The organism is Frigoribacterium sp. CF331, assembly GCF_057787905.1.
Genome location: NZ_CM173545.1, coordinates 2502938 through 2528130 on the forward strand (window position 1 = coordinate 2502938; position 25193 = coordinate 2528130).

Sequence of the window (25193 nt, forward strand, 5' to 3'; positions counted from 1 at the left end):
TCGTTTCGAGCAGGCGTGGTCGAGTGCCCGGGGGCTGCCGGCACACCCACGTTTTAGGAGAGCCATGGCGAACAAGGAAGCATCGGTCGCCGAGCTCACGGAGAACTTCCGTGACTCGACCGCCGTCCTGCTCACCGAGTACCGCGGTCTCACTGTTGCCGAGCTGAAAGAGCTCCGCAAGTCCATCAGTGCAGACGCGACGTACGCCGTGGTGAAGAACACGCTCAGCAAGATCGCGGCGAACAACGCCGGAATCAGCTCGTTCGACGACGAACTCGTCGGACCTTCTGCGATCGCCTTCGTCCACGGTGACCCTGTCGCCGTCGCCAAGGGCCTGCGTGACTTCGCCAAGGCACACCCCGCTCTGATCGTGAAGAACGGTTACTTCGACGGTAACCCTCTCTCGGCAGACGAGGTCAACAAGCTCGCCGACCTCGAGTCCCGAGAGGTGCTGCTGGGCAAACTGGCCGGCGCCTTCAAGGCCTCGCTGTTCGGTGCTGCGTACCTGTTCCAGGCTCCGCTCTCGCAGGCCGTCCGCACGGTCGAGGCGCTGCGCGCGAAGCAGGAAGCCGACAGCTAAGCGCTGTCGCACCAACCCCCACTTCAGCTACACAACAAGGAGAAAATCATGGCGAAGCTCACGCAGGACGAACTGATCGAGGCTTTCAAGGAGCTCACGCTCATCGAGCTCAGCGAGTTCGTGAAGAAGTTCGAAGAGGTCTTCGAGGTCACCGCTGCTGCCCCCGTGGCCGCCGCCGGTGCCGCCGGCCCCGCCGCCCCCGCCGAAGAGGTCGAGGAGAAGGACTCCTTCGACGTCGTCCTCGAGGCTGCCGGCGACAAGAAGATCCAGGTCATCAAAGAGGTCCGTGCGCTCACCAGCCTCGGCCTCGGCGAGGCCAAGGCCGTCGTCGACGGTGCCCCCAGCACCGTCCTCGAGGGCGCGAACAAGGAAGCCGCCGAGAAGGCCAAGGCTCAGCTCGAGGCCGCCGGCGCGACGATCACCCTCAAGTAGTCGGCGGGCCCTCGCGGCCCCTCGCGCTTGAGCGGCACGTCTGCTCAGCACCAGACAGAAGGCGCCACCCCTCGGGGTGGCGCCTTCTGGCGTTCCTGCGGGGGCGCTGCCAGGGCGCGTCGTCCGAGCCCGGTGACCCGCGCCTCCTCGTCGTGTCGGCGGGTGCCCGGTCAGGAGGCGCGGGCCAGCTCCGAGTGCCGGCGGCCGTACCCGAGGTACACCGCGGTGCCCACGACCATCCACACGGCGAAGGCGAGCCACGTCACCCACCCCAGCGTGACCATCAGCAGGACGCAGAAGGCGCAGCCGGCGATCGGCGTGAGCGGGTACAGCGGCACCCGGTAGGTGCGCTCGAGCTCGGGCCGGTTGCGGCGCAGCCAGATCACCGACACGTTGACGAGGGCGAAGGCGAAGAGCGTGCCGATGCTCGTCGCGTCGGCGAGGGCGCCGAGGGGGATCACCGCGGCGGCCACGGCCACCGCCCCGCCGACGATCAGCGTGCCGGCGACCGGGGTCCGCGTCCTCGGTGAGACGCGCCCGAGCACCCGGGGCACGAGACCGTCGCGGGCCATGGCGACGAAGATGCGCGTCTGCCCGTAGAGCACGGTGAGCACGACGCTGGCGATCGCGGCGACGGCCGTGACGGCGAACAGGAACGCCACCCAGGGCTGGCCGGTGATGTCGGCGACGATCGTGACGAGGGTGGCCTCGCCGTCGGTGAACGACGTCCACGGCCGGGCGCCGATCGCGGCGACGGCCACCAGGATGTACAGCACCGTGATGATGACGATCGAGGCGATGATGGCGCGCGGCAGGTCGCGCCGGGCGTCGCGGGCCTCCTCGCCGGCCGTCGAGGCCGCGTCGAACCCGATGTACGAGAAGAAGAGCCGCGACGCCGCGGCCGAGACCCCGGCGGCGCCCATCGGGGCGAGCGGTTCGAAGTTGCCGACGCTGAACGCGGTGAAGGCCACGGCGACGAAGAAGACGAGCAGCCCCACCTTGACCACCACCAACAAGGTGTTCACCCAGGCGCTCTCGCGGGCACCCGGCACGAGGACGAGCGTGGCGAGCACGACGAGCACGGCCGCGGGCAGGTTGAGCACGCCGCCGACCCCCGGCGGCTCGGCGATCGCGGCGGGCAGGGCGAGGCCGAAGACGTCGAGTGCCTCGTTGACGTACTGACCCGCGCCGACGGCGACGGCCGCGACCGAGACGGCGTACTCGAGCACGAGGCACCAGCCGCAGACCCAGGCGATGCCCTCGCCGAGGGTGGCGTAGGCGTACGAGTAGCTCGAGCCCGAGACGGGCACGCTGCCGGCCATCTCGGCGTACGACAGGGCCGAGAGCAGTGCCGCGACGCCCGCGAGCACGAACGAGATCCAGACGGCCGGCCCGGCCAACGGGACGGCGGTGCCGAGCACGACGAGGATGCCCGTGCCGAGCGTCGCCCCGATGCTGATCGCGGTGAGGTGCCAGACCCCGAGGGTGCGCCGCAGGCGCGGGCCGCCGTCGACTGCTGCCCCCTCGGCGGCGAACGCGTCGAGGGGTTTGCGCGCCCTCAGCTGGGCGACGAGGGACGGACGGGAGGGGAGGCGGAGCTCTTCGGGCACCGCGAGAGGTTACCGTACGACCGGCACCGCACCCCGTCGTGGTCAGTCGTCGAGGTCGAGGCCCAACTGCTTGACGCGGGTCATGGCCTCACGCCTCGAGGACGCCTGCAGCTTGCGGTAGATGCTGCGCACGTGGCTCTTCACGGTGTTGACCGAGATGAAGAGCTGGCTGCCGATCTGCCCGAGGGTCTGGCCCGTGGCCAGGTGTCGGACGATGACGAGCTCGCGGTCGCTCAGCGGCTCGGCGAGCTGCGGCACGACGTCGGCCGACGTGCCGCGCAGGCGGTCGAGCACCCCGACGATGGCGGGGGGCTGACGGCGGCCGACGGCCCGCTGCACGAGGTGCTCGAGGACGTCCTCCGGCAGGGAGGCGAAGAGCCAGATCGAGCCGTTGTGACCGGCGCTCAAGAGCGCCTGGTCGAAGGCGATGTCGCTGTGGGCGGCGTCGCCCAGGGCGAGGTGGGCGGCGGCCTGGAGCGCGTGCACCTGTCCCATGGTGCGTTCGCTGTGCAGATCGCCGATGGCCAGGCAGGGCTCGAGCGCCTCGAGCGCCGAGTCCGGCTCGCCGGCGGCGAGGTGCACGAGGGCGAGCACGCGGCCGGGGCAGCGGATGTGGTGGTGCGACGGGGTCACCGACGACGCCAGCCGCCGGGCCTCGTGCGACTGGCCGAGGAGGCGCATGGTCTCGGCGCGCATGACGACGGCGGAGTCGGTGAGGGCGCTGTGGCCGGTGAAGCCGTCGATCGTCCGCGTGATGCGGGCGAGGAGGTCGAGCACCTCGATGTGCCGACCCTCGGACAGCAGCACGTGGGCCTCGGCGAAGAGGCCGAGGGCCTCCCAGTCGCTGCCCCGTGAGGCCTGGCGGACGTCGGTGAGCAGGCCCTCGTGGCCGCCGACGGCCTCGCCGCGTTCGAGGGCGAGGTGCACGCGGGTGATCTGCGTCAGGGCGCCGAACGAGCTGACCAGCAGGTCGGTGCCGTCGGCGAGCTCGCGGGCGAGGTCGACGTGCCGGTCGGCCAGGTCGAAGTCCCCGATCAGCATGGCGACGAAGGCGAGGGCCGAGAGGCACTCGACCCGCTCGGCGGTGCTGAGGTGGTCCTCGCCCAGCCCGTTCGCCAGGCTGAGGGCGAAGCGGGCCTGGTCGATCTCGCCGTAGTGCAGGCGGATCAGGCCGAGCTGCAGCGAGAACGAGGCGCTCAGCGAGATGCGGAGGCTGATCGACTCGGCGAGGTCGTTCTCGATCAGCGTGCGGGCGACCTCGAGGTGCTCGTGGGCCACCACGAAGTTGCCCAGGGTGCGCAGGGAGGCGCCGAGGTGGATGTGGTACCCGGCGCGGACGTCGAGGGGCAGGTCGGGGTCGGCGTCGAGGGCCTTGGCGACGCCTCGGAACCACGGCAGCGCGGCACTGCGCGAGCGTGAGCCGACCGAGCGGTGGCTCGCCGCCAGCGCGAGCAGGATGCGCGGCCTGCCGCGCCACTCCTCCTCGGGGGTGGAGCGGATCGCCTCGCGGAGGCGTGCTCCCTGGACGGGGGCGATCTGGGTCCAGCCCTGCTCGATGGCATCGAGAGCGGCCCGGTGGTCGGCGGGCTGCAGTTCGGCACTCGGTGGTTCGACGGCCGTGGGGTTCGACGTGTTCACGATGGTCCTAGCTCTGCCGCTTCGGGAGGCCCACTCGTCGGGTACGGGGGCGCGGCTGCCGGAGCCTGGTCAGGTGCACCGACATCGCCATACTAAACTGAGTGGTCTTCGCACCGGGGGATGTGTCGGGCATTGCGCCCACAACTGGGGGACGAACGGTCGTTCTACGGCGTGTCGGTCCCGGTGCGGCCCCTCGTCCCGTGCACGGTCTGCACCGATCTCGCGGGGCCGACGGCGGACGACGGGGGTCCGGCCTACGCTGACCGGATGAGTTCGATGCATCCGCCCGCGGGCGGTCCCCGCGGCGGCGGTCGGCCGGGTGGGTCCCGGGTGTCGAGCGGCGACGCCGACGCCCAGCGGGCGGCGAACGCCACGGCGCCACGCATCCCCGACCTCGTCGGTCGCATCCGGGGTCTGTTCTCGCCGCACAAGCGGGCCCTCGTCGTCACGGTCGTGCTCGTCCTCGTCGGGGCGGCCCTCAGCGTGGCTCCGCCGTTGCTCACCAAGCAGGCCTTCGACCGGGGGCTGTTCCCGCCGGGCGGGCCCGACGTGCCCGTGCTGCTCGAGCTGGTGGGTGCCATGGTCGGGCTCTGGGTGCTGTCGGCCGGCATCGGCGTGTGGCAGACGTACCTGACGGCCACGGTCGGCAACAAGGTCATGGGTGCGTTGCGCATCCGCCTGTTCGGCCACCTGCAGCGCATGGAGCTCGCCTTCTTCACCCGCACCAAGACGGGTGTGATCCAGTCCCGGCTGCAGAACGACGTCGGTGGCGTCGCGAGCGTGCTCAGCAACACGATCTCGAGCGTCCTCGGCAACACGGTCACGGTCATCGCGGCGTTCGTGTCGATGCTGGTGCTCAGCTGGCAGATGACGGTCGTGACGGTGATCCTGCTGCCGCTGCTCGTCATCGCCCAGCGCCGGGTCGGGCAGGTCAGGGCGCGCATCGCGACCAAGACGCAGGAGTCCCTCAGCGACATGACGGCCATCACGCAAGAGGCCCTGAGCGTCAGCGGCATCCTGCTGGCCAAGAGCTTCAACCAGCAGCGCGCCGAGGTCGAACGGTACTCGGCCGAGAACCGCACCCAGATCGGCCTGCAGGTGCGCCAGCAGATGAGCGGCCAGTGGTTCTTCGCCGTCGTCCAGATCTTCCTCTCGGTCATCCCCGCCCTGATCTACCTGGTCGCGGCGTGGCTGATCCTCCGCGACGTCCCGGTGACGGCCGGCACGATCGTCGCCTTCACGACGGTGCAGGCCCGGCTGACCTTCCCGCTGATGGGCCTGCTGCGGGTGGCCCTCGACCTGCAGACCTCCGGAGCGCTCTTCGCGCGCATCTTCGAGTACCTCGACCTCCACCCGGCGATCACGAACGACCCCTCGGCCGAGGCCGTCGACGAGACGCAGCTCGGCCGGGTCGAGTTCGACGACGTCTCGTTCTCGTACCCCGACGCCGAGCCCGGCCAGAAGACCCTCGACGGCGTCTCGTTCGACATCGCGCCCGGTCAGTTCGCCGCCTTCGTGGGCCCGAGCGGCGCCGGCAAGACGACCGTGTCGTACCTCATCCCTCGGTTCTACGAGGCGTCGGGTGGGGCCGTGCGCTTCGCCGGCACCGACGTCCGGCGGCTCGACCAAGAGAGCCTGGTCGGCAACATCGGCATCGTCAGCCAAGAGACGTACCTCTTCCACGCCAGCATCGGCGACAACCTCCGCTACGCGCGGCCCGACGCGACCGACGAGCAACTGGTCGACGCGGCCCGGCAGGCCAACATCCACGAGACCATCGCGTCGTTCCCCGACGGCTACGACACGATCGTCGGTGAGCGGGGCTACCGCCTCTCGGGTGGTGAGAAGCAACGGATCGCCATCGCGCGGGTCCTGCTGAAAGACCCGGCGGTGATGGTCCTCGACGAGGCGACGAGCGCCCTCGACACGGTGTCCGAGCGCGTGGTGCAAGAGGCCCTCGACACGGCGACCCGCGGTCGGACGACCATCGCGATCGCCCACCGGCTCTCGACCGTGCGCGAGGCGGACGTCGTCTTCGTCGTCGTGGCGGGCCACGTCGTCGAACGTGGCACGCACGACGAGCTGCTCGCGCTGGGCGGGGTCTACGCCGAGCTCTACGGGCAACAGGTGTCGGCGTGAGGCGTGACGGCCGCCGAGCGATCCGGTGACGCGAGCCGCCCCGGGCCGGTGACCCGCGCCTCCTGACCGGAAGGGTCGCGAGCCCCTGGTCGTCGACGGGGCCCTGGTGGTACATGTTGAGCACGGGTCAGGTGAGTCGTCCTCGAATCGCGGGGCGCCACGTTCGGGCTGGCCCGAGGGACGAGGCCAGACATGACCACCACGCCGACCGACCAGCGCTCGACCGACGTCGTCGACGCCGTGCCGCACCGTCGTTTCAGCTGGCGGGCCCTGGCGGGTCGCGGCTCGCTCGACATCCAGTCGAAGCTCCTCGTGATGCTGCTCGCCGTCAGTTTCGTCGCGGCCGTCGTGATCGGCGCGGTCGGCTACGTGAACGGTCGCGACTCGCTGCGCGAGGCGGCGTTCGACCAGGTGACGAGCATCCGCGAGTCCCGGGCGCGAGAGGTCGAGCGCACGCTGGCCGGCGTGCAGCAGGCCGTCGTGCTCGACAGCCGCAACGACAGCGCGGTGCAGGCCTCGCGGGCGTTCAACGCCGGGTTCGCCGCCCTCGCCGACCAGACCCCGACCGCCGAGCAGACCTCGGCGGTCGACGGGTACTACTCCGACACGTTCGGGCCGCGGTACGACGAGGCGACGGGCTCGCAGGCCGACGTCGACCTCATCACGCCGTCGACCCCGGCGCAGACCTACCTGCAGTCGCTCTACACGGTCCCCTTCGACGACGACTACGACGCGTCGCTCGCCTTCGACGCCGCGGACGACGGCAGCCAGTGGTCGGCCGCCCGGGCCGAGTACCACGACTACTTCCGCGAGATGGTCACGCAGCTGTCGTACGAGGACGCCCTGCTGCTCGACACCGACGGCAACGTGGTCTACTCGGCCTTCTCGGGGGTCGACCTCGGCACCAACGTCGAGACCGGGCCGTACTCGCGCACGAACCTGCGCGAGGTCTACGACGAGGCCCTCGAGTCGAACACCGTCGACTCGTCGTTCACGACCGACTTCCAGCCCTACCTGCCGTCCCTCGGTGCGCCGACCGCCTGGATCGCCTCGCCCGTCGGCACGGGGGCCGACGTCTCGGGCGTGCTGGCCATCCAGGTGCCGGTCGACACCATCGACGACGTCATGACCGGTGACGAGTCGTGGGGTCGCGACGGCTTGGGCGACACCGGCGAGGCCTACCTCGCCGGCCCGGACCTGACGATGCGGTCGTCGTCTCGCGAGCTGATCGAGCACCCCGACACCTTCGCCGCCGACGTGATCTCGCACGGCACCCCCACCTCGGTCGCGAACCGGCAGGTCGAGACGGGCAGCTCGGTGCTGCTCCAGCCGGTCGCGACGACGGCGGTCCGGGCCGCGCTCGAGGGCCGGACCGCGACCACCGTGAACACCGACTACCTCGGCCACCAGGTGCTCGCCGCCTACAAGCCGATCGACGTCGACGGCCTGAACTGGGTGATCGTGGCCAAGGTCGACACCTCGGAGGCCTTCGCCCCGGTGGACGTGTTCACCCGCAACCTGCTGCTGTCGACCGCCGCCATCATCGTGCTCGTCTCGTTGCTGTCGTTGCTGCTGGCGCAGGTGTTCGTCCGGCCCGTCCGACGGCTGCAGACCGCGGTCAACCGCGTCAGCGGTGGGGAGGTCGGCGTCGAGGTGCCGGTGCGCGGCGGCGACGAGTTCGCCGACCTGGGCTCGTCGTTCAACGACATGAGCCGCAGCCTGAAGCTGAAGCAGGACCTCATCGACGACCAGCGCCGCGAGAACGACCGGCTGCTGCTCACGTTGATGCCCGAGGCGGTCGCCAAGCGCTACAAGGAGGGCGAGGAGACCATCGCCGAGGACCACACCGACGTCTCGGTCGTGTTCGCCGACATCGTCGGGTTCGACGACGTGAGCCGCGGGCTCCGGTCGGGCGAGTCGCTGGCCCTGCTCAACGGCCTGTGGAAGTCCTTCGACGAGGCCGCCGACCGGTTCGGCGTCGAGAAGGTGCGCAGCAGCCAGACCGGTTACCTGGCGAGCTGCGGCCTCTCGGTGCCGCGGGTGGACGCGGCCCGACGGGTCGTCGACTTCACCCTCGAGCTGCAGACCGTGCTGGACCGCTTCAACGCGACGCACGACGCCCGTCTCGCCCTGCGGGCGGGGCTCGACACCGGGTCGGTGACGAGCGGCCTGGTCGGACGGCAGAGCATGGTCTACGACATGTGGGGCGACGCCGTGACCCTGGCCTACCGGGTGCAGGACGTCGCCGCGCAGCCGGGGGTGTACGCCACGGAACGCGTGGTGCAGAAGATCGGCGACGCCGTCCCGGCGTCGGACGCCGGCACCGTCACGACCCAGTCGGGTGCCCAGCGCGTCTTCCGTCTCGACCGACCGGCCGCCTCGTGACCAGCGTCTGGCAGCAGCCGTGGTTCGTGCCGACGCTCGTCGTCGTGATCGGCCTGCCGATCGCGCTCGTCGTGCTGACCGAGGTCACGTCGACCCTGCGACGTCGCGGCAACCCCGCGCACAAGGTCACCCGGCTGCTGCGCAGCTACGTCGTGCCCGCCGGGGCGATCGCCCTTTTGCTCGGCGAGGTGACCAGGGCCCTCGACTCCCAGGACTTCACCTGGACGCGCGTGGTGGCGACGGTCTTCGGGTTCCTGGTGATCCTCGCCGTCCTCAACACGGTCAACCTCGCGCTGTTCACGAACGCCTCGAAGGGCAGCTGGCGTGACCGGCTGCCGTCGATCTTCGTCGACATCGGTCGCATCGTCCTCATCGCGATCGGCCTGGCGGTGCTCTTCAGCGCGGTCTGGGGCACCGACGTGGCAGGTCTGTTCACGGCGCTCGGGGTCACCTCGATCGTCCTCGGCCTCGCGTTGCAGGGCGCCATCGGCAGCATCGTCTCGGGTCTGCTGCTGCTGTTCGAACAGCCCTTCCGACTGGGCGACTGGCTCGACGCCGGGGGAGTCCGCGGCCGGGTCGTCCAGGTCAACTGGCGCGCCGTGCACATCGACACGGGCAACGGCATCCAGATCATGCCGAACGCCACGCTGGCCGGTGCGTCGTTCACCAACCTGAGCCGGGGTGGCGGCAGCTTCACCGTCACGACCACGGTCTCGTTCACCACCGACGACCCGCCCGCCGAGGTCGTCGCCCTGCTGCAGCGCGTCGCGGCGACCCTGCCCCAACTGGCAGAGGGCAGCGTGCCGGTCGCCGTGCCCCTCGGCGGTGCCGACTACGAACTGTCGTTCGACACGCGGGGGCCCGCGCTCGAGGGGGCAGCCCTCGCGACCTTCCGTGGCTGGCTCTGGTACGCCGCCCGGCGGGCCGGCCTCGCTCTCGACGGCGACGCCACCGACGACTTCGCGACGCCCGAGCGCACCGAACAGGCCGTTCGGTCGATCGCGCCCACGCTCTCCCTGTCGGCCGAGGACACCCCCGCCCTCGTGCCGCTCGTCCGACTCGAGCGCTACGCGGCCGGGGAGGTCGTGCTGCCGGCCGGCGTCGTGCCCGAGGCGGTGCGCTTCGTGCTGCACGGTGCCGTGTCGCTCGGGGCGACCCTGCCCGACGGAGCCGTCGTGCCGGTCACGCGGGTCGAGGCCGGCGACTACGTGGGGCAGACGGCCCTGACGCGAGAGACGACGTCGACGGCCGCCGTCGCCCTGACCGAGGTGGCCGTCGCGGTGGTGCCGACGGCGACCCTCGACGACCTGGTCCGCGTGCGGCCGAGGCTCGCGCGCGAGTTCGGCGACGTCATCGAGCGTCGTCGCGACCAGGCGCGCGCGGCCCTGGCCGGGTAGCGGCGGGTCAGCCCCGCTCGGCGAGCATCGCCTGCATCGCCTCGACCTCGCTCTGCTGCGTCTGCACCATGCCCGAGGCGAAGGCCCGCACCTGCGGCACCTCGCTGCGGGCCAGGATCGCGTCGGCCATCTCGATGCCGCCCTCGTGGTGGGCGATCATCAGCGTCAGGAAGATCCGTTCGGCCTCGACCCCCCGGGCGGCGTCGAGCGAGGCGAGCTGCTCGTCGGTGGCCAGCCCCGGCATGCGACCGCCGGGCTCGTGGGTGGCGACCGGCGTCGCCGAGCCGCCCGCGCCTCCGTCGCCCGTCATGTGGTGGCTGCCGTAGTCGCCGTCGAGCGTCGGTCGGGTCATCCACGTCATGGTCGGCTCGGACGGCGCCTGGGGCACGCGCCACAGCTCGAGCCAGGCGTACATCTGCCCGGCCTGCTGGGACTGCGTCAGGGCCAGGTCGTACGCCAACGAGCGCACGTCGGGGTCGTCGGTGCGGTCTCGGACCATCATGGCCATCTGGACGGCCTGTTCGTGGTGCACCTGCATGTCGCGCGAGAAGCCGGCCTCGACGCTGTCGGTGCCGGGCGTGAGGGGGTTCGGCGAGCTGAGCCGGCCGAGGGCGACGCCCACGAGCAGCACGATCGCGACCGTCAGGACGCCCGCGACCACCAGGCGCAGCCGACGACCCGAGGAGGCGCGGGTCGGCGTCGCCTCGTCTGTCACGTCGCCGTCGTCACGGCCCGCCGCGGTCACGCGATCTTGCCGGTGCCGTCCACGCCGCCGGTGCAGGGGGCGCCGGGCTCGGGGGCGTTCGTGGACTTCCAGTACTTGGTGACGAAGTCCGAGACCGTCGCCTCGTCGTCGGCGACGTTCGAGAACGGCAGCTGGGCGCCCCAGGCCGACACGTACATCGGCGAGTCGAGGCCCTCGTAGGGCGACACGACCGCGTAGGTGTCGGGGGCGAAGTCGCGCAGCGCCTCGATCTCGGACTCGCTGACCTGTTCGGGGTCGTAGGTGAACCAGACCGCGCCGTGCTCGAGGTCGTGGACGGCGTTCTCGTTCGGCACCGGCTCGGTGTAGACGCCGCAGTTGAGCCAGACCTGGTTGTGGTCGCCACCCGCCGGCGGGGTCATCGCGTAGTCGACGGTGCCGCCCACGTGGTTGGCGGTGAGGTCGGAGTACGTCTTCACGCCGTCCACCTCGATGGCCTGGGGGTCCTGGCGGGGTTGCCCGCTCGTCACGACGAAGGTCACGACGAGCGCGACGACCGCCGCGCCGGCCACCGAGGCGGTGACGATGCCGATCCTCCGGTTGCGCTTCGCCCGGGCCTGCTGCCGCTTGAGCTCGGCGACCTTCTCCTGGCGTCGGGCGTCGCGCTGCTGCTTGACGGTGGGCTTGTCGGTCGGCTTGTCGCTGCTGGCCACGGGTGTCCTCTGGGTCGGGGAGGTGGTCGGGACGCACCAGATCGTAGATGCGTCATCCATTTTCTCTCACGACTGCCTGGGAGGCGCGTGCCAGTCGGGCGGACGGCGTCACGCGGCCGTCACACGGCACGACCCCCTCGGTAGACTCGGACGACGGGTCCGGCCAGGCCGCAGCGGTCGGCCCGGCCACCCGAGTCGTCGACCTGCGCCGAGCCCCACGAGGGCCGCGCGAGAACCGGAGCATCCCCGTGAAGTACGCCGAGACCGTCCTCGACCTGATCGGCGACACCCCGTTGGTCAAGCTCAACAAGGTGACCGAGGGCATCACGGCGACCGTGCTCGTCAAGGTCGAGTACGTCAACCCGGGTGGGTCGTCGAAGGACCGCATCGCCACCCGCATCATCGACGCCGCCGAGCGCGACGGGCTGCTGGGCCCCGGCGGCACCATCGTCGAGCCGACGAGCGGCAACACGGGAGTGGGGCTCGCCCTGGTCGCCCAGCAGCGGGGGTACCGCTGCGTCTTCGTGCTGCCCGACAAGGTCGGCGACGACAAGCGCAACGTGCTGAAGGCCTACGGCGCCGAGATCGTCGTCACGCCGACCGCCGTCGAACCCACGAGCCCCGAGTCGTACTACAGCGTCTCGGACCGGCTGGCCCGCGAGATCCCCGGGGCGTTCAAGCCGAACCAGTACGCCAACCCCAACGGACCGCTCAGCCACTACGAGACGACCGGCCCCGAGATCTGGCGCGACACCGACGGTCGCATCACCCACTTCGTCGCGGGCGTGGGCACCGGCGGCACCATCAGCGGCACGGGCCGTTACCTGAAAGAGGTGTCCGGAGGCGCGGTGCAGGTCGTCGGCGCCGACCCCGAGGGCAGCGTCTACAGCGGTGGCACCGGCCGCCCCTACCTGCTCGAGGGCGTCGGCGAGGACTTCTGGCCGGCCGCCTACGACCCGTCGGTGGTCGACCGGATCATCGCCGCCGACGACGCCCGCTCGTTCGAGCTGACGCGTCGCCTCGCCCGCGAGGAGGGGCTGCTGGTCGGCGGCTCGTCGGGCCTCGCCGTCGCGGCCGCCCTCGACGTCGCCCGCGAGCTCGGCCCCGACGACGTCGTGGTCGCGCTCTTGCCCGACAGCGGGCGCGGCTACCTCGGCAAGATCTTCAACGACGCCTGGATGCGTTCGTACGGCTTCGGCGTCAGCCACGACGAGCGCTCGGTGCGCGACCTCATCGCGTCCAAGACCGGTCAGCTGCCCGACCTCGTGCACGCGCACCCGTCCGACACCGTCCACGACGTCATCGGCATCATGAAGACCTACGGCGTCTCGCAGATGCCGGTGCTCTCGGCCGAACCGCCCGTCGTCATCGGCGAGGTGGTCGGCGCCATCGAGGAGAAGGCCCTGCTCGAGGCGATCTTCCGCGGTGGGGCGACGATGGGCGACGCCGTCTCGGCCTACCTCGGCGACCCGCTGCCGCTGATCGGCGTCAACGAGCCCGTCTCGGCGGCACGCACCGCCCTCGAGTCCGTCGACGCCCTGCTCGTCACCGACGACGGGCGACCGGTCGGCGTGGTCACCCGCCAGGACGTGCTGGCCTTCCTGTCGTCGTGAGCGGTCGGCCGGGGCGACCCGGCCCCGCGACCCGACCCGCGCCTCCTCTGCTTCCCCTCCCGCCTCGCCGCACCCGTCCCCCTCGAAAGGACACCCCATGACCCACGGTTTCTCGACCCGCGCGATCCACGCCGGTCAGGAGTTCGACCCGACGACCGGCGCGGTCGTGCCGCCGATCTACCAGTCCTCCACCTTCGTGCAGGACGGCATCGGCGGGTTCCGCGGCGGCTACGAGTACGCCCGCTCGGCCAACCCCACGCGGGACTCCCTGCAGACCCTGCTCGCCGACCTCGAGGGCGGCACGGCGGCCTTCAGCTTCGCCTCCGGGCTGTCGGCCGAGGACGCCCTGCTGCGCTCGGTGCTGGCGCCGGGTTCGCGCATCGTCATGGGCAACGACGTCTACGGCGGCACGCACCGGCTGGTGAACCGGGTCTGGGTGCCGTGGGGCGTGACGCTCGACACCGTCGAGATGAGCGACCTCGACGCCGTGCGTGCGGCCGTGCAGGCCGCCCCGACGGCCGTCCTCTGGGTCGAGACGCCCAGCAACCCGCTGATGAAGATCAGCGACGTCGCGGCGCTCGCCGAGATCGGGCACGCGGCCGGTGCCGTCGTCGTCGTCGACAACACCTTCGCCTCGCCCTACCTGCAGCAACCGCTCTCGCTCGGGGCCGACGCGGTGGTGCACTCGACGACGAAGTACATCGGCGGACACTCCGACGTCGTCGGCGGGGCCGTGGTCGTGCGCGACGACGAGCTCGCCTCGAAGGTCGGCTTCGTGCAGTTCGGGGTCGGTGCCGTGTCGGCGCCGATGGAGGCCTGGCTGACCGTGCGCGGCATCAAGACCCTCGGCGTGCGCCTCGACCGCCACTCGTCGAACGCGCTCGCCATCGCCCGGGCCCTCGAGGGCCACCCGGCCGTCGAGCGGGTCTACTACCCGGGGCTCGAGTCGCACCCCGGGCACGAGCTGGCCGCGCGCCAGATGCGGGCGTTCGGCGGCATGCTCTCGGTGCAGCTCGCCGCGGGCGGCGCCGCGGCCCGACGCTTCGCCGAGTCGACCGAGATCTTCCAGCTCGCCGAGTCCCTCGGCGGCGTCGAGTCGCTGATCGGCTACCCGAGCGAGATGACCCACGCGTCGGTGCGCGGCACCGAGCTCGAGGTGCCCGACACGATCGTGCGGCTCTCGGTCGGCATCGAGGACGTCGACGACCTGCTCGGCGACGTCACCCAGGCGCTCGCGCGCCTCGACGCCTAGGCGTCGTCGCGGCAGCCCGAGGAGGCGCGGTGCGGGGGAGGCCCGCACCGCGCCTCCTCGTCCCGTCCCGTGCCGTCCCGCGCGTCCGGTTGCGGCCGACGCCCGACGTCGGTGGCTCGGCCTAGGCTCGACGCATGTCCGACGTCGCCGTGAGCACCCGCCCCGAGGGCGTGCTCAGCGGCCGGTACCGCCTGGCCACGCTGGGCATGTGCGCGCTGATCGGCATCGCCGCGTTCGAGTCGCTCGCCGTCACGACGATCATGCCGATCATCAGCCGCGAGCTCGACGGCGAGGCGCTGTACTCGCTGAGCTTCGCCGCTCCGCTCGCCTCGGGACTCGTGGGCATGGTGGTCGCCGGCAACTGGGCCGACCGCAGCGGGCCCCGCGTCGTCGTCATCGCGTCGATGCTGATGTTCGCCGTGGGACTGCTCGTCGTCGGCACCGCCCCCGACATGGTCGTGCTGCTGCTCGGCCGCCTCGTCCAGGGCGTCGGTTCGGGCGCGGTCATCGTCGGCCTCTACGTCATGGTCGCCCGGCTCTACCCGCCGGGCCTGCACCCGTCGATCTTCGCCGGCTTCGCGGCCGCGTGGGTGGTGCCCGGGCTCGTCGGGCCGCTGGTCGCCGGCGTCGTCGCCGAGGCGGTGGGCTGGCACTGGGTCTTCCTCGGGGCGCTCGCCCTGGCGGTCCCCGCGTTCTTCGCGATCCTGCCGAGCCTGCGCCGCGTCCCGCCGCCCGAGGTGGCCGAGGGGGCTCGGCGCGTCGCCTGGAGCATCGGGCGCATCCTCTGGTCGGTCGGCGCCGCGCTCGGCGTGCTGGCGCTCAACCTGGTCTCCGAGTTCCCGACCTGGCTCACGGTCGTCGTCATCGTGGTGGCGGTCGTCGTGCTCGCCGTGGCCCTCCGGCCGCTGTTGCCCCGGGGCACGCTGCGGGCGGCCCCCGGACTGCCGACGCTCGTGCTGCTGCGCGGGCTCGTCGGCGCGGCCTTCCTCGGCAGCGAGGTCTACATCCCCTACATGCTCTCGGCCGAATACGACTTCAGCGCCTCCGCCTCGGGCGTCACCCTCACCCTCGGCGCGCTGGGCTGGGCCTTCGCCAGCTGGGTGCAGGGACGACTCGGCGACCGGGTCCGGCAGCGCACGGGCATCCGGGTCGGCATCGTCCTCGTGGTGCTCGGCGTCGTCGTCGCCGCGCTCACCCCCTTGTTCCACCTGCCCCCGGCCGCCTTGATCGCCACCTGGGCCGTCGCCGGCTTCGGCATGGGCTTCATGTACCCGCGCTTCTCGGTGCTCGTGCTCGCCCTCTCGCCCGAGGCCGAGCGCGGGTTCAACAGCTCCGCCCTCACGATCGCCGACTCCACCGGGTCGGCCGTCGCGTTGGCGCTGACCGGGGCCGCGTTCGGGCTGCTGGGCGGGGCGTCGAGCCCGATCGCGTTCGTCGCCTGCTTCGTCGTCGGCACGGGTGTCGCCCTGCTGGCGCTCGCCCTCAGTGGCCGGGCGGTGCCCCGAGGGCGGTGACCGCGCCTCCTGCCGGATGAATGCATAATGGTCTCCGGACGACGATGTGTACGGTCACATCGCGCGGTCACAGAGCGACGGAGCGACGGTGAAGCCTGACATCGAGAAGGTGCGTGCTCCCAACATCCGCGACGTGGCCGCCCTCGCCGGGGTGTCTTACCAGACCGTCTCGCGCGTCCTCAACGACAGCCCGAGCATCCGGCCGAGCACCCGCCAGAAGGTGCTCGACGTCATCGACGAGATCGGCTACCGGCCGAACCAGGCCGCGCGCGCGCTGGTGACCAGCCGGTCGAAGGCGATCGGGGTGCTCACCCTGCAGAACGTGCACTTCGGCCCGCAGACCATCGTCAACGCCATCGAGGTCGAGGCCCGCACCGCCGGGTACCGGCTGAGCATCGCGAGCACGACGACGGCGTCCGACGACGTGCGGGCGAGCCTGCAGCTGCTCACGAACCAGGCGGTCGAGGCGATCATCGTCATCGCCCCGCAGCGCAAGTTCTTCGACGTGATCGACGAGCTCGACCTCGACGTGCCGATCGTGGCGCTCGACTCGACCCAGCGTGCGCGGGCGCACAGCCTGTCGGTCGACCAGTTCGAGGGGGCCCGACTCGCCACCCGGCACCTCATCGACCTCGGCCACCGGCACATCGTGCACGTCGCCGGCCCGCAGGACTGGATCGAGGCCGACGAGCGGATGCAGGGCTTCCTCTTCGAGATGGGCGAGGCCGAGCTGTCGATCGAGCCGCCCATCCTCGGTGACCTGACCGCCGACTTCGGGTACGTCGCCGGGCAGGAGCTGCTGCGTCGGCGGGACTTCACGGCGGTCTTCTCGGCCAACGACCTGATGGCGGTCGGGCTGCTGCACGCGTTCCGCGAGGCCGACGTCGACGTGCCGCGCGAGGTCAGCGTCGTGGGCTTCGACGACTCGCCGACCGCGCCGCACCTGTGGCCACCGCTCACGACGGTCCGGCAGGACTTCGCGCTGATCGGCCGACGGGCCGTCGAACTGGTCGTCGCCGAGCTCGAGGGCGGCACGGTCGTCGACCGCACCCTGATCCCGCCGGAACTCGTGGTGCGCGGGTCGACCTCGCGACCCTGGTTCCTCTGACGCACCCGCCCGCACCGGCGGGCGAGGGCGTGCCGGCCGGGTCGAGGAGGCGCGGCGGGCGTCACGCGGACCGGCTTCGATAACGGATCCGCATCGGCATTTGACACGACCCCCTCTCAGGATTAGCTTTGCTCCAGTCGCGGTGTGAACGGTCACATTTCGCGGGCCGGGCAACGAACGCCGGTTCCGCGCTCGGGCCCCGCACGGCGACGACGAACAGCAGGATGCCCGCCGGAGCACGTCTCCGTCGGACGACGACGAGGTCGAAGGTCGAGGACGACGTGCCCAGTGCCGTGACGTCGAGCGCACAGCTCGCGAGCAGCCACATCCCCGGGGGTGCCCCGCATGGGCGTTGAGTCCCCCGTCATCCTCGAGATGCGCTCCATCACGAAGGAGTTCCCGGGCGTCAAGGCGCTCGACGACGTCTCGATGCAGGTCCGCGCCGGTGAGGTGCACGCGATCTGCGGCGAGAACGGCGCCGGCAAGTCGACGCTCATGAAGGTGCTCTCGGGCGTCTACCCCTACGGCACGTACTCGGGTGACATCGTCTACCAGGGCGACGAGATGCGCTTCCGCGACATCCGCTCGAGCGAGTCGCAGGGCATCGTCATCATCCACCAAGAACTGGCGCTCATCCCCGAGCTCTCGATCACCGAGAACATCTTCCTCGGCAACGAGCCGACCCGCTTCGGTGCCATCGACTGGCGCGCCGCCAAGACGAAGGCCATCGACCTGCTCGCCCGCGTGGGCCTGAAGGACGACCCCGACACCGCCATCAAGAACCTCGGCGTCGGCAAGCAGCAGCTCGTCGAGATCGCCAAGGCACTGAACAAGAACGTCAAGCTGCTGATCCTCGACGAGCCCACCGCGGCCCTGAACGAGGCGGACTCGCAGCACCTGCTCGACCTCATCCGCGGGCTCAAGGGCCGCGGCATCTCGTCGATCATGATCAGCCACAAGCTGAACGAGATCGAGGCGATCGCCGACTCGATCACCATCATCCGCGACGGCCGCACGATCGAGACCCTCGACGTGAAGGCCGACGGCGTCAACGAGGACCGCATCATCCGCGGCATGGTCGGCCGCAACCTGGCCAGCCGGTTCCCCGACCGCACGCCGAAGATCGGCGAGGTGTTCTTCGAGGTCAAGGACTGGTGGGTGCGCCACCCGCAGACCGCCGAGCGGTTCGTCTGCAAGGGCTCCAGCATCACCGTCCGCAAGGGCGAGATCGTCGGCCTGGCCGGCCTCATGGGCGCGGGTCGCACCGAGCTCGCGATGAGCATCTTCGGTCGGTCGTACGGGCAGTTCGTCTCGGGTCAGATCGTCAAGGACGGCGAGACCGTCGAGATCAAGAACGTCTCGGACGCGATCGACAACGGCCTCGCCTACGTGTCGGAGGACCGCAAGGTGCTCGGGCTGAACCTGCTCGACGACATCAAGCGCTCGACCGTCGCCGCCAAGCTGACCAAGATCTCGAAGGCGTCGGTGGTCAACACCTACGAAGAGCACTCGATCGCCGAGGAGTACCGCAAGAGCCTGCGGGTCAAGACCCCGACGGTCGACGAGGGCGTCGCCAAGCTCTCGGGCGGCAACCAGCAGAAGGTCGTCCTGGCGAAGTGGATGTTCACCGACCCCGACCTGCTCATCCTCGACGAACCGACCCGCGGCATCGACGTGGGCGCCAAGTTCGAGATCTACAACATCATCAACCAGCTCGCGGCACAGGGCAAAGGCGTGATCGTCATCTCGTCCGAGCTGCCCGAGCTGCTGGGGCTCTCCGATCGCATCTACACGATCTTCGAGGGCACCGTCACGAACGAGATCGAGGCCTCAGAGGCCGACGCCGAGACGCTCATGCGAACCATGACCTCGAAGAAGAAGGAGCAAGCCGCATGAGTGGCATCAAAGACCTGAAGAAGGTGTTCGGCGGCAACACGTCGAACGCGCGCCAGTTCGGCATGATCGCGACGCTCGTCGTGGCCATCCTGATCTTCCAGGTGCTGACCGACGGGCTCACCCTGCAGCCCACGAACCTCATTGCCCTGGTCAGCCAGTACTCGTACATCCTGATCCTCGCCATCGGCATGGTGATGGTCATCGTGGCCGGCCACATCGACCTCTCGGTCGGCTCGGTCGCCGCCTTCAGCGGCATCGTCGTCGCCAAGGCGATGGACAGCTGGGGTCTGCCCTGGGGCGCCGCGATCCTGCTCGGCCTCGTCGTCGGCGTCGTCATCGGCGCCTGGCAGGGCTTCTGGGTCGCCTACGTCGGCGTCCCCGCGTTCATCGTCACGCTCGCCGGCATGCTGCTCTTCCGCGGTGCCAACCAGTTCGTGGGCAACGCCGACACCATCCCCGTGCCCGACGGCTTCACCGTGATCGGCGCCGGCTACCTGCCCGAGTTCGGGCCGAACACCGGTTACAACAACGCGACCCTGCTGCTCGGCCTCGTCATCATCGTCGCGATCGTCTACAACGAGTTCCGCCTGCGCCGCATCCAGCAGAAGATGGGCTCCGAGCGGGCACCGCTCTGGGTCAGCGCCGTCAAGCTGGTCGTGCTCGTCGCCATCGTCGCCTACGCCGCCACGCTGTTCGCGGGCGGCCGGGTCGGCACGTCCTTCCCGATCTCGGGCATCATCCTCGGCGTGCTCGTGCTGGTCTACGGCTTCGTGACGCAGAACACGATCTTCGGTCGCCACATCTACGCGGTCGGTGGCAACTCGCACGCCGCCGAGCTCTCGGGCGTCAAGGCGAAGCGGATCAACTTCTTCGTCATGATGAACATGTCGGTGCTCGCCGCCCTGGCCGGCATGATCTACGTGGCCCGCGCTGGCGCCTCCGGCCCGCAGGACGGCCTGAACTGGGAGCTCGACGCCATCGCGTCGGTCTTCATCGGCGGTGCGGCCGTCGCCGGCGGCATCGGCACCGTCACCGGTTCGATCGTCGGTGGTTTCGTCATCGCCGTCCTGAACAACGGCCTCCAGCTGATGGGCGTCGGTTCCGACAAGGTGCAGATGATCAAGGGCCTCGTCCTGCTGATCGCCGTCGCCGTCGACGTCTACAACAAGAGCCAGGGTCGTCCCTCGATCACCGGGTTCCTCACCCGGGGCCTGCGCCGCGACAAGAACGGCGTCGCCGCGTCCGACCTGCCGCCCGGCAGCCAGAACGGCGTCGGCCGCGACGCCGAGACGACCGAGCCCGCCCTCACCCCGAACGGCGACCTCTCGGACGTGCAGCGGCCCAAGGCCACCACGCCCAACTAGACCCACCACCCGGCGCGCCCGTCCATCGACGGTCGGACGCGCCTCCACCGGGAGTCCGCACCGCGGGCGACCACACGGCACCACCCCTCACAACGAGAAAGTAGACACAGCATGCGCAAACTCGCGCTGACGACCTTCGCGGTCGCCGCAGCAACGACGCTGATCCTGAGCGGCTGCTCGAACTCGGCCCGCACCGACGCGGGTTCGGGCGACGCGGCCTCGGGCTTCGAGTCCGGCTCGACGATCGGCGTGGCCCTGCCCGCCAAGACGAGCGAGAACTGGGTCCTCGCCGGTGACCTGTTCACCAAGGACCTCACCGACGCCGGCTTCAAGCCCGACGTGCAGTACGCAGCGGCCAGCGGCACCGTCGCCAACCAGCAGGACGAGATCCAGTCCATGGTCACCAAGGGCGCCAAGGTCATCATCATCGGCGCCGCCGACGGTGGCCAGCTCGGCACCCAGGTCAAGGCCGCCCACGACGCCGGCGCCGTGGTCATCGCCTACGACCGCCTGATCCTCAACACCGACGACGTCGACTACTACGTCGCGTACGACAACTACAAGGTCGGCGAGCTGCAGGGTCAGGCCCTGCTCGACGGCATGGCCGCCAAGAAGGCCGAGGGCCCGTACAACGTCGAGCTGTTCTCCGGCTCGTCCGACGACGCCAACTCGAAGGTGTTCTTCGACGGTGCGATGAGCGTCCTGCAGCCGAAGATCGACGACGGCACGCTCGTCGTCGCCTCGGGTCAGACCGACATCAAGCAGACGGCGACCGACGGCTGGAAGCCCGAGAACGCCCAGCGCCGCATGGACTCGCTGCTCACCAGCACCTACGGCGACAAGGAGCTCGACGGCGTCCTCAGCCCGAACGACACCCTGGCCCGCGCCATCATCACCTCGGTGAAGCAGGCCGGCAAGCCGATCCCCGTCGTCACCGGTCAGGACTCCGAGGTCGAGTCGGTCAAGTCGATCATGGCCGGCGAGCAGTACTCCACCATCAACAAGGACACCCGCAACCTCGTGAAGCAGGCCGTCGCGATGGTCACCTCGCTGAGCAAGGGCGACAAGGCCGAGACGAACGACGACAAGTCGTACGACAACGGCAACAAGGTCGTCCCCGCCTACCTGTTGCCGCCCCAGATCGTGACGAAGGAGAACGCCGCCGAGGCGTACGCCAACGACACGACCCTCGAGCCGCTCACCAAGTAGCACCCCGCCGCCGCTCGGCGGCACCGGCACCGGCCGGGCACCCCACCAGGGGTGCCCGGCCGTCGTCGTCGGTGGGCGGTATCGTGCGTCCGTGGCCACCGAGGGAGAAGCGCAGGAGGCGCGGGTGCCGTCCGCGACGCCGGTGACCGTCGAGCTGCTGCTCGCCTCGCCCCGCTCCCGCTACGTCGGGCGCCCCGCCGACGGCCCGGCCCCGGCTCCGGTCACGGGCCCCGAGCGGCACGACGCCGTCACCGTGCGTGCCCACCTCGGCATCGTGGGCGACCGCTACTTCAACGCCCCCGCGCACCGTGGCGCCTCGGTCACCCTGTTCGCCGCCGAGCAGCTCGAGCACGTCGCCCGCGAGCTCGGCCTGCCGGACGGCACGACGCTCGACGCGGCCCTGACCCGCCGCAACGTGGTCGTCCGCGGAGTCGACGTCGACGCGCTGGTCGGGCACGAGTTCGACCTCGACACGGGCGACGGCCCGGTGGCGTTCCGGGCGAACCGGGCGGCGAACCCCTGCGCCTGGATGGACGTCGTGTTCGGCGTCGGCGCCTTCCGGGCGCTCCGGGGTCGCGGGGGAGTCCGGTGCGAGCCGCTCACCGACGGGGTGCTGCGCGTGGGGCCGGGACTGCTGCGCGCCTCCTAGGCGACCAGTCGACCCGGCGGACGGCCGCCGGTCAGCCCCACCAGGTGGGCAGCATGAGCGTCATCGTGTCGAGCAGCGCCCGACGGCTCGTGCGCTTGCCGCGAAGCCAGGCCTCGATGGCGCCCACGAGCCCGTGCGCCAGGTGCCCGGCGGCGATGTGCACCGAGAGCCCCTGGGGCAGGCTGCCCTCGGGCAGGGTGCTCAGGTGCTGCACGCTGGACTCCTCGAAGTGCCGGGCCAGGGCCTGGTGGATCGAGGCGTCGAGGGGGTCGGGCAGGGCGAGGCGGTAGATCTCGCGGTACCGGACGACGTGGTCGACGACCTTCTCGATGGCGCGCCGGGTGGCCTCGGGGCCGTCGGCCCGGCCCTCGAGCCGCAGGGCGTGGTCCTCGGCCCGGATCGCGTCCAGCTCGGGGGTGAGCACCGCGGTGAGCAGGCTGCCCGGCGAGGTCGCGTGGCTGTAGAAGGTGGCGCGGTTGATGCCCGCGGCCCTGGTCACGTCGGCGACCGAGATGCTCGACACGGCCCGCGTCGAGGCGAGCTCGACGACGGCGGCGTGCAGCGCCTTCGTGGTCTGGACGATGCGCGCGTCGACCATGGACGTTCCTCCTCGGGGCCCGGGACGGGACGGTCGCGTCCGAGGCCAGGTCGAGCCTAGACCGGGGTGGCACGCCGACACGGCAAGGCGCCGGGGGGACTGTCGGGGGGCCTCGCCAGCGGGATAGGCTGGGATGCGACGGGTGTCGTGCACCGACGCCGTCCCCCTCCCTCCTCCCACCCCCTCGAACCACGTGGCGGTCGTCCGCGTCGACGCGATCGCATCGATTCGACCCGTGAGTCGTCCGGCCCGCCGCGGCCGCGCCTCCTGACGTCCTCCGGCCCGTGACCACCCCTCCGTGACCCCTCCAGACAGGACCTGCCTCGTGACCACCGTCGTCCACCCGGGTGACTCCCTGACCCGCCGTCAACGGCTCGTCTACGTCGTCGTGCTCGGCGCGCTCACCGCGCTCGGACCGTTCACGATCGACCTCTACCTGCCGGCCTTCCCCGAGCTCAGTCGCGACTTCTCGGTCGACAGCGGGGTCATCCAGCTGACGCTGACCGCGACCACCATCGGCTTCGGGGTCGGGCAGCTGCTCGTCGGACCGTGGAGCGACAAGGTCGGTCGGCGGACGCCGCTGATCGTGGCCACCGCCGTGCACATCCTCGCCAGCATCGGTGCGGCCAGCGCGCCGACCATCGAACTGCTCGCGGCGTTCCGCGTGCTGCAGGGCATGGGCGCGGCCGCCGGCGGCGTCGTGGCCATGGCGACGGTGCGCGACCTGTTCGGCGGGCTGCCCCTCGTGCGCATGCTGTCGCGCCTGGCGCTGGTCAACGGGCTCGCCCCGATCGTCGCGCCCGTCATCGGGTCGCAGCTGCTGGCCTTCACGAGCTGGCGCGGCATCTTCGTCTTCCTGGTCGCCTACGGCGCCTTCGTGATCATCGCCGCGATCTTCCTCATCGTCGAGACCCTGCCCCCGGCGCGGCGCCAGGAGGCCGGGCACAGCACCCTGCGGCAGCGCTACAAGGTGTTGTTCGGCGACCGCATCTTCGTCGGCGTCGCCCTGATCGGGGCCATGGTCTTCTCGGGCCTGTTCTCGTACCTGTCGGCGTCGTCGTTCCTGTTCCAGGAGGTCTACGGGCTCAACGCGCAGCAGTACGGCTACCTGTTCGCGATCAACTCGCTGGGCATCGTCGCGGGCGTCCAGATCAGCTCGCGGCTGGCCCGCCGGGTGGGGCCGCAGTGGATCCTCGCCTGCTCGACCGTCGTGCTGCTGCTCGCGGCCGCGGCGATCGTCGTGCTCGACTCGCTCGGTGCCGGGCTCGTCGGAATCCTCGTGCCCCTGTGGTTCTTCATCGCGGCCTGCGGCTTCTCGTTCCCGCAGGTGCAGGTGCTCGGGCTCGCCAACCACGGCAAGGAGGCCGGGACGGCGGCGTCGCTGCTCGGCGCGCTGAACTTCGGCCTGGCGGGCCTCATCTCGCCGGTGGTCGGATTCCTGGGCATCGGCTCGGCCGTGCCGATGGGCAGCGTGATGATCGCCACCTCCTGCGTGGCGATCGCGAGCCTGTGGCTGCTGGTGCGCCCGCGGACGGTGCCGGCGCTCGGTCGCTGACCCGCGCCTCCTCGGGGGACGCGCCGGGACGCCGCGGCGGCACCGTGCGGTCGCCGGCCCGCGCCTGCCGGTACCGTCTGGGGATGCGCACCGACCCGCTCGCCCCCAAGCCCGCATCCCCCGCCGAACAGCGGGTGGCGCGCCGCGTCCAGCGGCGGTGGTGGGTGTTCAGCGCCCTCGGGGCGATCGGGGTCGTGCTGCTGCTCGGCGTGGTCATCACGGCGCGCGCGGGCGTGATCGGCGTCGACGAGCGGTTCATGGGCGAGCTGGTCGAGCACCGCAGCCCCTTCTGGGACGTCCCGTCGTTGGTCTTCGACTCGATCGGGGCCGGGGTGGTCGGCGTCTTCGTGGTGCCGCTCGGCGTCGCCGCGGTCTTCCTGCTGCGGCGTCGCCCCTGGGCTGCGCTGTACTGGATCGCGGCGTGCGCGGTCAGCGCCGGCGTCGTGCAGGTCGTCAAGCACGCCTTCGGGCGGGCCCGGCCCGAGGACATCCTCGTGGTGAGCGACTACGGCTCGTTCCCGTCGGGTCACACCGCCAATGCCGCGACCCTGGCCGTCGTGCTCGGGGTGATCCTGCGGCGCGTCTGGGTGTGGGTCGCCGGTGCGGTCTACACCGTGCTCATGCTGCTGAGCCGCACCTACCTCGGTGCCCACTGGCTCACCGACACGATCGGGGGCCTCCTGATCGGGGCCGGGGTCGCCGTGGTGCTCTGGGCCCCCGTGGCGCACCGGCTGCTCGCCGAGCAGGAGCGCGTCCGCGGTCGCGGCTGGATCTGGCAGGGCCGCGGCGCCTGACCGCGGTGCCCGACCTCGGCGGCTCACCTCGGCCCCTCGCCTCG

General features: G+C 71.0%; 20 protein-coding genes. 15 read left to right on the top strand and 5 right to left on the bottom strand.

Annotated elements, in window-relative coordinates; translation table 11 throughout:
- Window positions 1–64 precede the first annotated feature (64 nt).
- Window positions 65–580: a 50S ribosomal protein L10 gene (gene rplJ, locus AC3CCI_RS11715; protein WP_354593201.1), complete on the top strand. Its 516-nt coding sequence runs from the start codon at window positions 65–67 to the stop codon at window positions 578–580.
- A gap of 48 nt (window positions 581–628) precedes the next feature.
- A complete protein-coding gene (gene rplL, locus AC3CCI_RS11720) occupies window positions 629–1012 on the top strand; it encodes a 50S ribosomal protein L7/L12 (protein WP_123518753.1) in 384 nt (127 codons plus the stop codon).
- A gap of 170 nt (window positions 1013–1182) precedes the next feature.
- Here rplL and AC3CCI_RS11725 read toward each other — a convergent pair whose 3' ends face one another.
- On the bottom strand, window positions 1183–2622 hold the full coding sequence (locus AC3CCI_RS11725) for an APC family permease (protein WP_488627304.1): 1440 nt from the start codon (window positions 2620–2622) through the stop codon (window positions 1183–1185).
- Between the two features lie 42 nt (window positions 2623–2664).
- Window positions 2665–4260 carry a LuxR C-terminal-related transcriptional regulator gene (locus AC3CCI_RS11730; protein WP_354593199.1) on the bottom strand — a complete coding sequence of 532 codons (1596 nt, stop codon included), beginning with the start codon at window positions 4258–4260 and terminating at the stop codon, window positions 2665–2667.
- A gap of 267 nt (window positions 4261–4527) precedes the next feature.
- Here AC3CCI_RS11730 and AC3CCI_RS11735 point away from each other — a divergent pair, with 267 nt between their 5' ends.
- The 3 genes from AC3CCI_RS11735 (at window position 4528) to AC3CCI_RS11745 (ending at window position 10181) form a co-directional block, all read left to right on the top strand.
- Window positions 4528–6399 carry an ABC transporter ATP-binding protein gene (locus AC3CCI_RS11735; RefSeq protein WP_488627305.1) on the top strand — a complete coding sequence of 624 codons (1872 nt, stop codon included), beginning with the start codon at window positions 4528–4530 and terminating at the stop codon, window positions 6397–6399.
- 192 nt (window positions 6400–6591) lie between these two features.
- Entirely contained in the window at window positions 6592–8784 is a 2193-nt protein-coding gene (locus AC3CCI_RS11740; RefSeq protein WP_488627306.1) for an adenylate/guanylate cyclase domain-containing protein, read from the top strand.
- On the top strand, window positions 8781–10181 hold the full coding sequence (locus AC3CCI_RS11745; protein WP_354593196.1) for a mechanosensitive ion channel domain-containing protein: 1401 nt from the start codon (window positions 8781–8783) through the stop codon (window positions 10179–10181). Before AC3CCI_RS11740 ends, AC3CCI_RS11745 begins: the two co-directional genes overlap by 4 nt.
- A gap of 7 nt (window positions 10182–10188) precedes the next feature.
- On the opposite strand, the gene AC3CCI_RS11750 is transcribed toward AC3CCI_RS11745, so the two are convergent.
- Both AC3CCI_RS11750 and AC3CCI_RS11755 read right to left on the bottom strand, forming a co-directional pair.
- A complete protein-coding gene (locus tag AC3CCI_RS11750) occupies window positions 10189–10896 on the bottom strand; it encodes a DUF305 domain-containing protein (RefSeq protein ID WP_488627307.1) in 708 nt (235 codons plus the stop codon).
- Window positions 10897–10922: 26 nt separating this feature from the next.
- Window positions 10923–11597 carry a thioredoxin-like domain-containing protein gene (locus tag AC3CCI_RS11755; protein ID WP_488627308.1) on the bottom strand — a complete coding sequence of 225 codons (675 nt, stop codon included), beginning with the start codon at window positions 11595–11597 and terminating at the stop codon, window positions 10923–10925.
- Between the two features lie 248 nt (window positions 11598–11845).
- Between AC3CCI_RS11755 and AC3CCI_RS11760 the strand changes: the two genes are divergently transcribed.
- From AC3CCI_RS11760 to AC3CCI_RS11795, 8 genes are all read left to right on the top strand, one after another.
- Entirely contained in the window at window positions 11846–13210 is a 1365-nt protein-coding gene (locus AC3CCI_RS11760) for a cystathionine beta-synthase (RefSeq protein ID WP_488627309.1), read from the top strand.
- Window positions 13211–13307: 97 nt separating this feature from the next.
- A complete protein-coding gene (locus tag AC3CCI_RS11765) occupies window positions 13308–14462 on the top strand; it encodes a cystathionine gamma-synthase (RefSeq protein WP_354593192.1) in 1155 nt (384 codons plus the stop codon).
- Window positions 14463–14596: 134 nt separating this feature from the next.
- On the top strand, window positions 14597–15976 hold the full coding sequence (locus tag AC3CCI_RS11770) for an MFS transporter (RefSeq protein WP_488627310.1): 1380 nt from the start codon (window positions 14597–14599) through the stop codon (window positions 15974–15976).
- An 88-nt stretch (window positions 15977–16064) separates the two neighbouring features.
- The gene (locus AC3CCI_RS11775; RefSeq protein ID WP_354593190.1) at window positions 16065–17084 is read left to right on the top strand and encodes a LacI family DNA-binding transcriptional regulator; all 1020 of its coding nucleotides are present in this window, start codon (window positions 16065–16067) and stop codon (window positions 17082–17084) included.
- Between the two features lie 345 nt (window positions 17085–17429).
- A complete protein-coding gene (gene mmsA, locus AC3CCI_RS11780; RefSeq protein ID WP_354593189.1) occupies window positions 17430–18980 on the top strand; it encodes a multiple monosaccharide ABC transporter ATP-binding protein in 1551 nt (516 codons plus the stop codon).
- The gene (mmsB, locus tag AC3CCI_RS11785) at window positions 18977–20344 is read left to right on the top strand and encodes a multiple monosaccharide ABC transporter permease (RefSeq protein WP_354593188.1); all 1368 of its coding nucleotides are present in this window, start codon (window positions 18977–18979) and stop codon (window positions 20342–20344) included. Before mmsA ends, mmsB begins: the two co-directional genes overlap by 4 nt.
- A gap of 111 nt (window positions 20345–20455) precedes the next feature.
- Window positions 20456–21553, top strand: coding sequence for a substrate-binding domain-containing protein (locus AC3CCI_RS11790; RefSeq protein ID WP_488627311.1), 1098 nt, complete (start codon window positions 20456–20458; stop codon window positions 21551–21553).
- A gap of 91 nt (window positions 21554–21644) precedes the next feature.
- Window positions 21645–22202, top strand: coding sequence for an MOSC domain-containing protein (locus AC3CCI_RS11795; protein WP_354593186.1), 558 nt, complete (start codon window positions 21645–21647; stop codon window positions 22200–22202).
- Between the two features lie 31 nt (window positions 22203–22233).
- On the opposite strand, the gene AC3CCI_RS11800 is transcribed toward AC3CCI_RS11795, so the two are convergent.
- Complete coding sequence (locus tag AC3CCI_RS11800; protein WP_354593185.1) at window positions 22234–22800, bottom strand: TetR/AcrR family transcriptional regulator; 567 nt, start codon at window positions 22798–22800, stop codon at window positions 22234–22236.
- Between the two features lie 325 nt (window positions 22801–23125).
- Here AC3CCI_RS11800 and AC3CCI_RS11805 point away from each other — a divergent pair, with 325 nt between their 5' ends.
- Window positions 23126–24355, top strand: coding sequence for a multidrug effflux MFS transporter (locus AC3CCI_RS11805; protein WP_488627312.1), 1230 nt, complete (start codon window positions 23126–23128; stop codon window positions 24353–24355).
- A gap of 83 nt (window positions 24356–24438) precedes the next feature.
- On the top strand, window positions 24439–25149 hold the full coding sequence (locus tag AC3CCI_RS11810) for a phosphatase PAP2 family protein (RefSeq protein ID WP_488627313.1): 711 nt from the start codon (window positions 24439–24441) through the stop codon (window positions 25147–25149).
- The last annotated feature ends 44 nt before the right edge of the window (window positions 25150–25193 follow it).

Coding starts and splice junctions, on each gene's coding strand:
- rplJ (WP_354593201.1), top strand. CDS start 65: ATGGCGAACAAGGAAGCATCGGTCGCCGAGCTCACGGAGAACTTCCGT.
- rplL (WP_123518753.1), top strand. CDS start 629: ATGGCGAAGCTCACGCAGGACGAACTGATCGAGGCTTTCAAGGAGCTC.
- AC3CCI_RS11735 (WP_488627305.1), top strand. CDS start 4,528: ATGAGTTCGATGCATCCGCCCGCGGGCGGTCCCCGCGGCGGCGGTCGG.
- AC3CCI_RS11740 (WP_488627306.1), top strand. CDS start 6,592: ATGACCACCACGCCGACCGACCAGCGCTCGACCGACGTCGTCGACGCC.
- AC3CCI_RS11765 (WP_354593192.1), top strand. CDS start 13,308: ATGACCCACGGTTTCTCGACCCGCGCGATCCACGCCGGTCAGGAGTTC.
- AC3CCI_RS11770 (WP_488627310.1), top strand. CDS start 14,597: ATGTCCGACGTCGCCGTGAGCACCCGCCCCGAGGGCGTGCTCAGCGGC.
- mmsA (WP_354593189.1), top strand. CDS start 17,430: ATGGGCGTTGAGTCCCCCGTCATCCTCGAGATGCGCTCCATCACGAAG.
- mmsB (WP_354593188.1), top strand. CDS start 18,977: ATGAGTGGCATCAAAGACCTGAAGAAGGTGTTCGGCGGCAACACGTCG.
- AC3CCI_RS11790 (WP_488627311.1), top strand. CDS start 20,456: ATGCGCAAACTCGCGCTGACGACCTTCGCGGTCGCCGCAGCAACGACG.
- AC3CCI_RS11800 (WP_354593185.1), bottom strand. CDS start 22,800: ATGGTCGACGCGCGCATCGTCCAGACCACGAAGGCGCTGCACGCCGCC.
- AC3CCI_RS11810 (WP_488627313.1), top strand. CDS start 24,439: ATGCGCACCGACCCGCTCGCCCCCAAGCCCGCATCCCCCGCCGAACAG.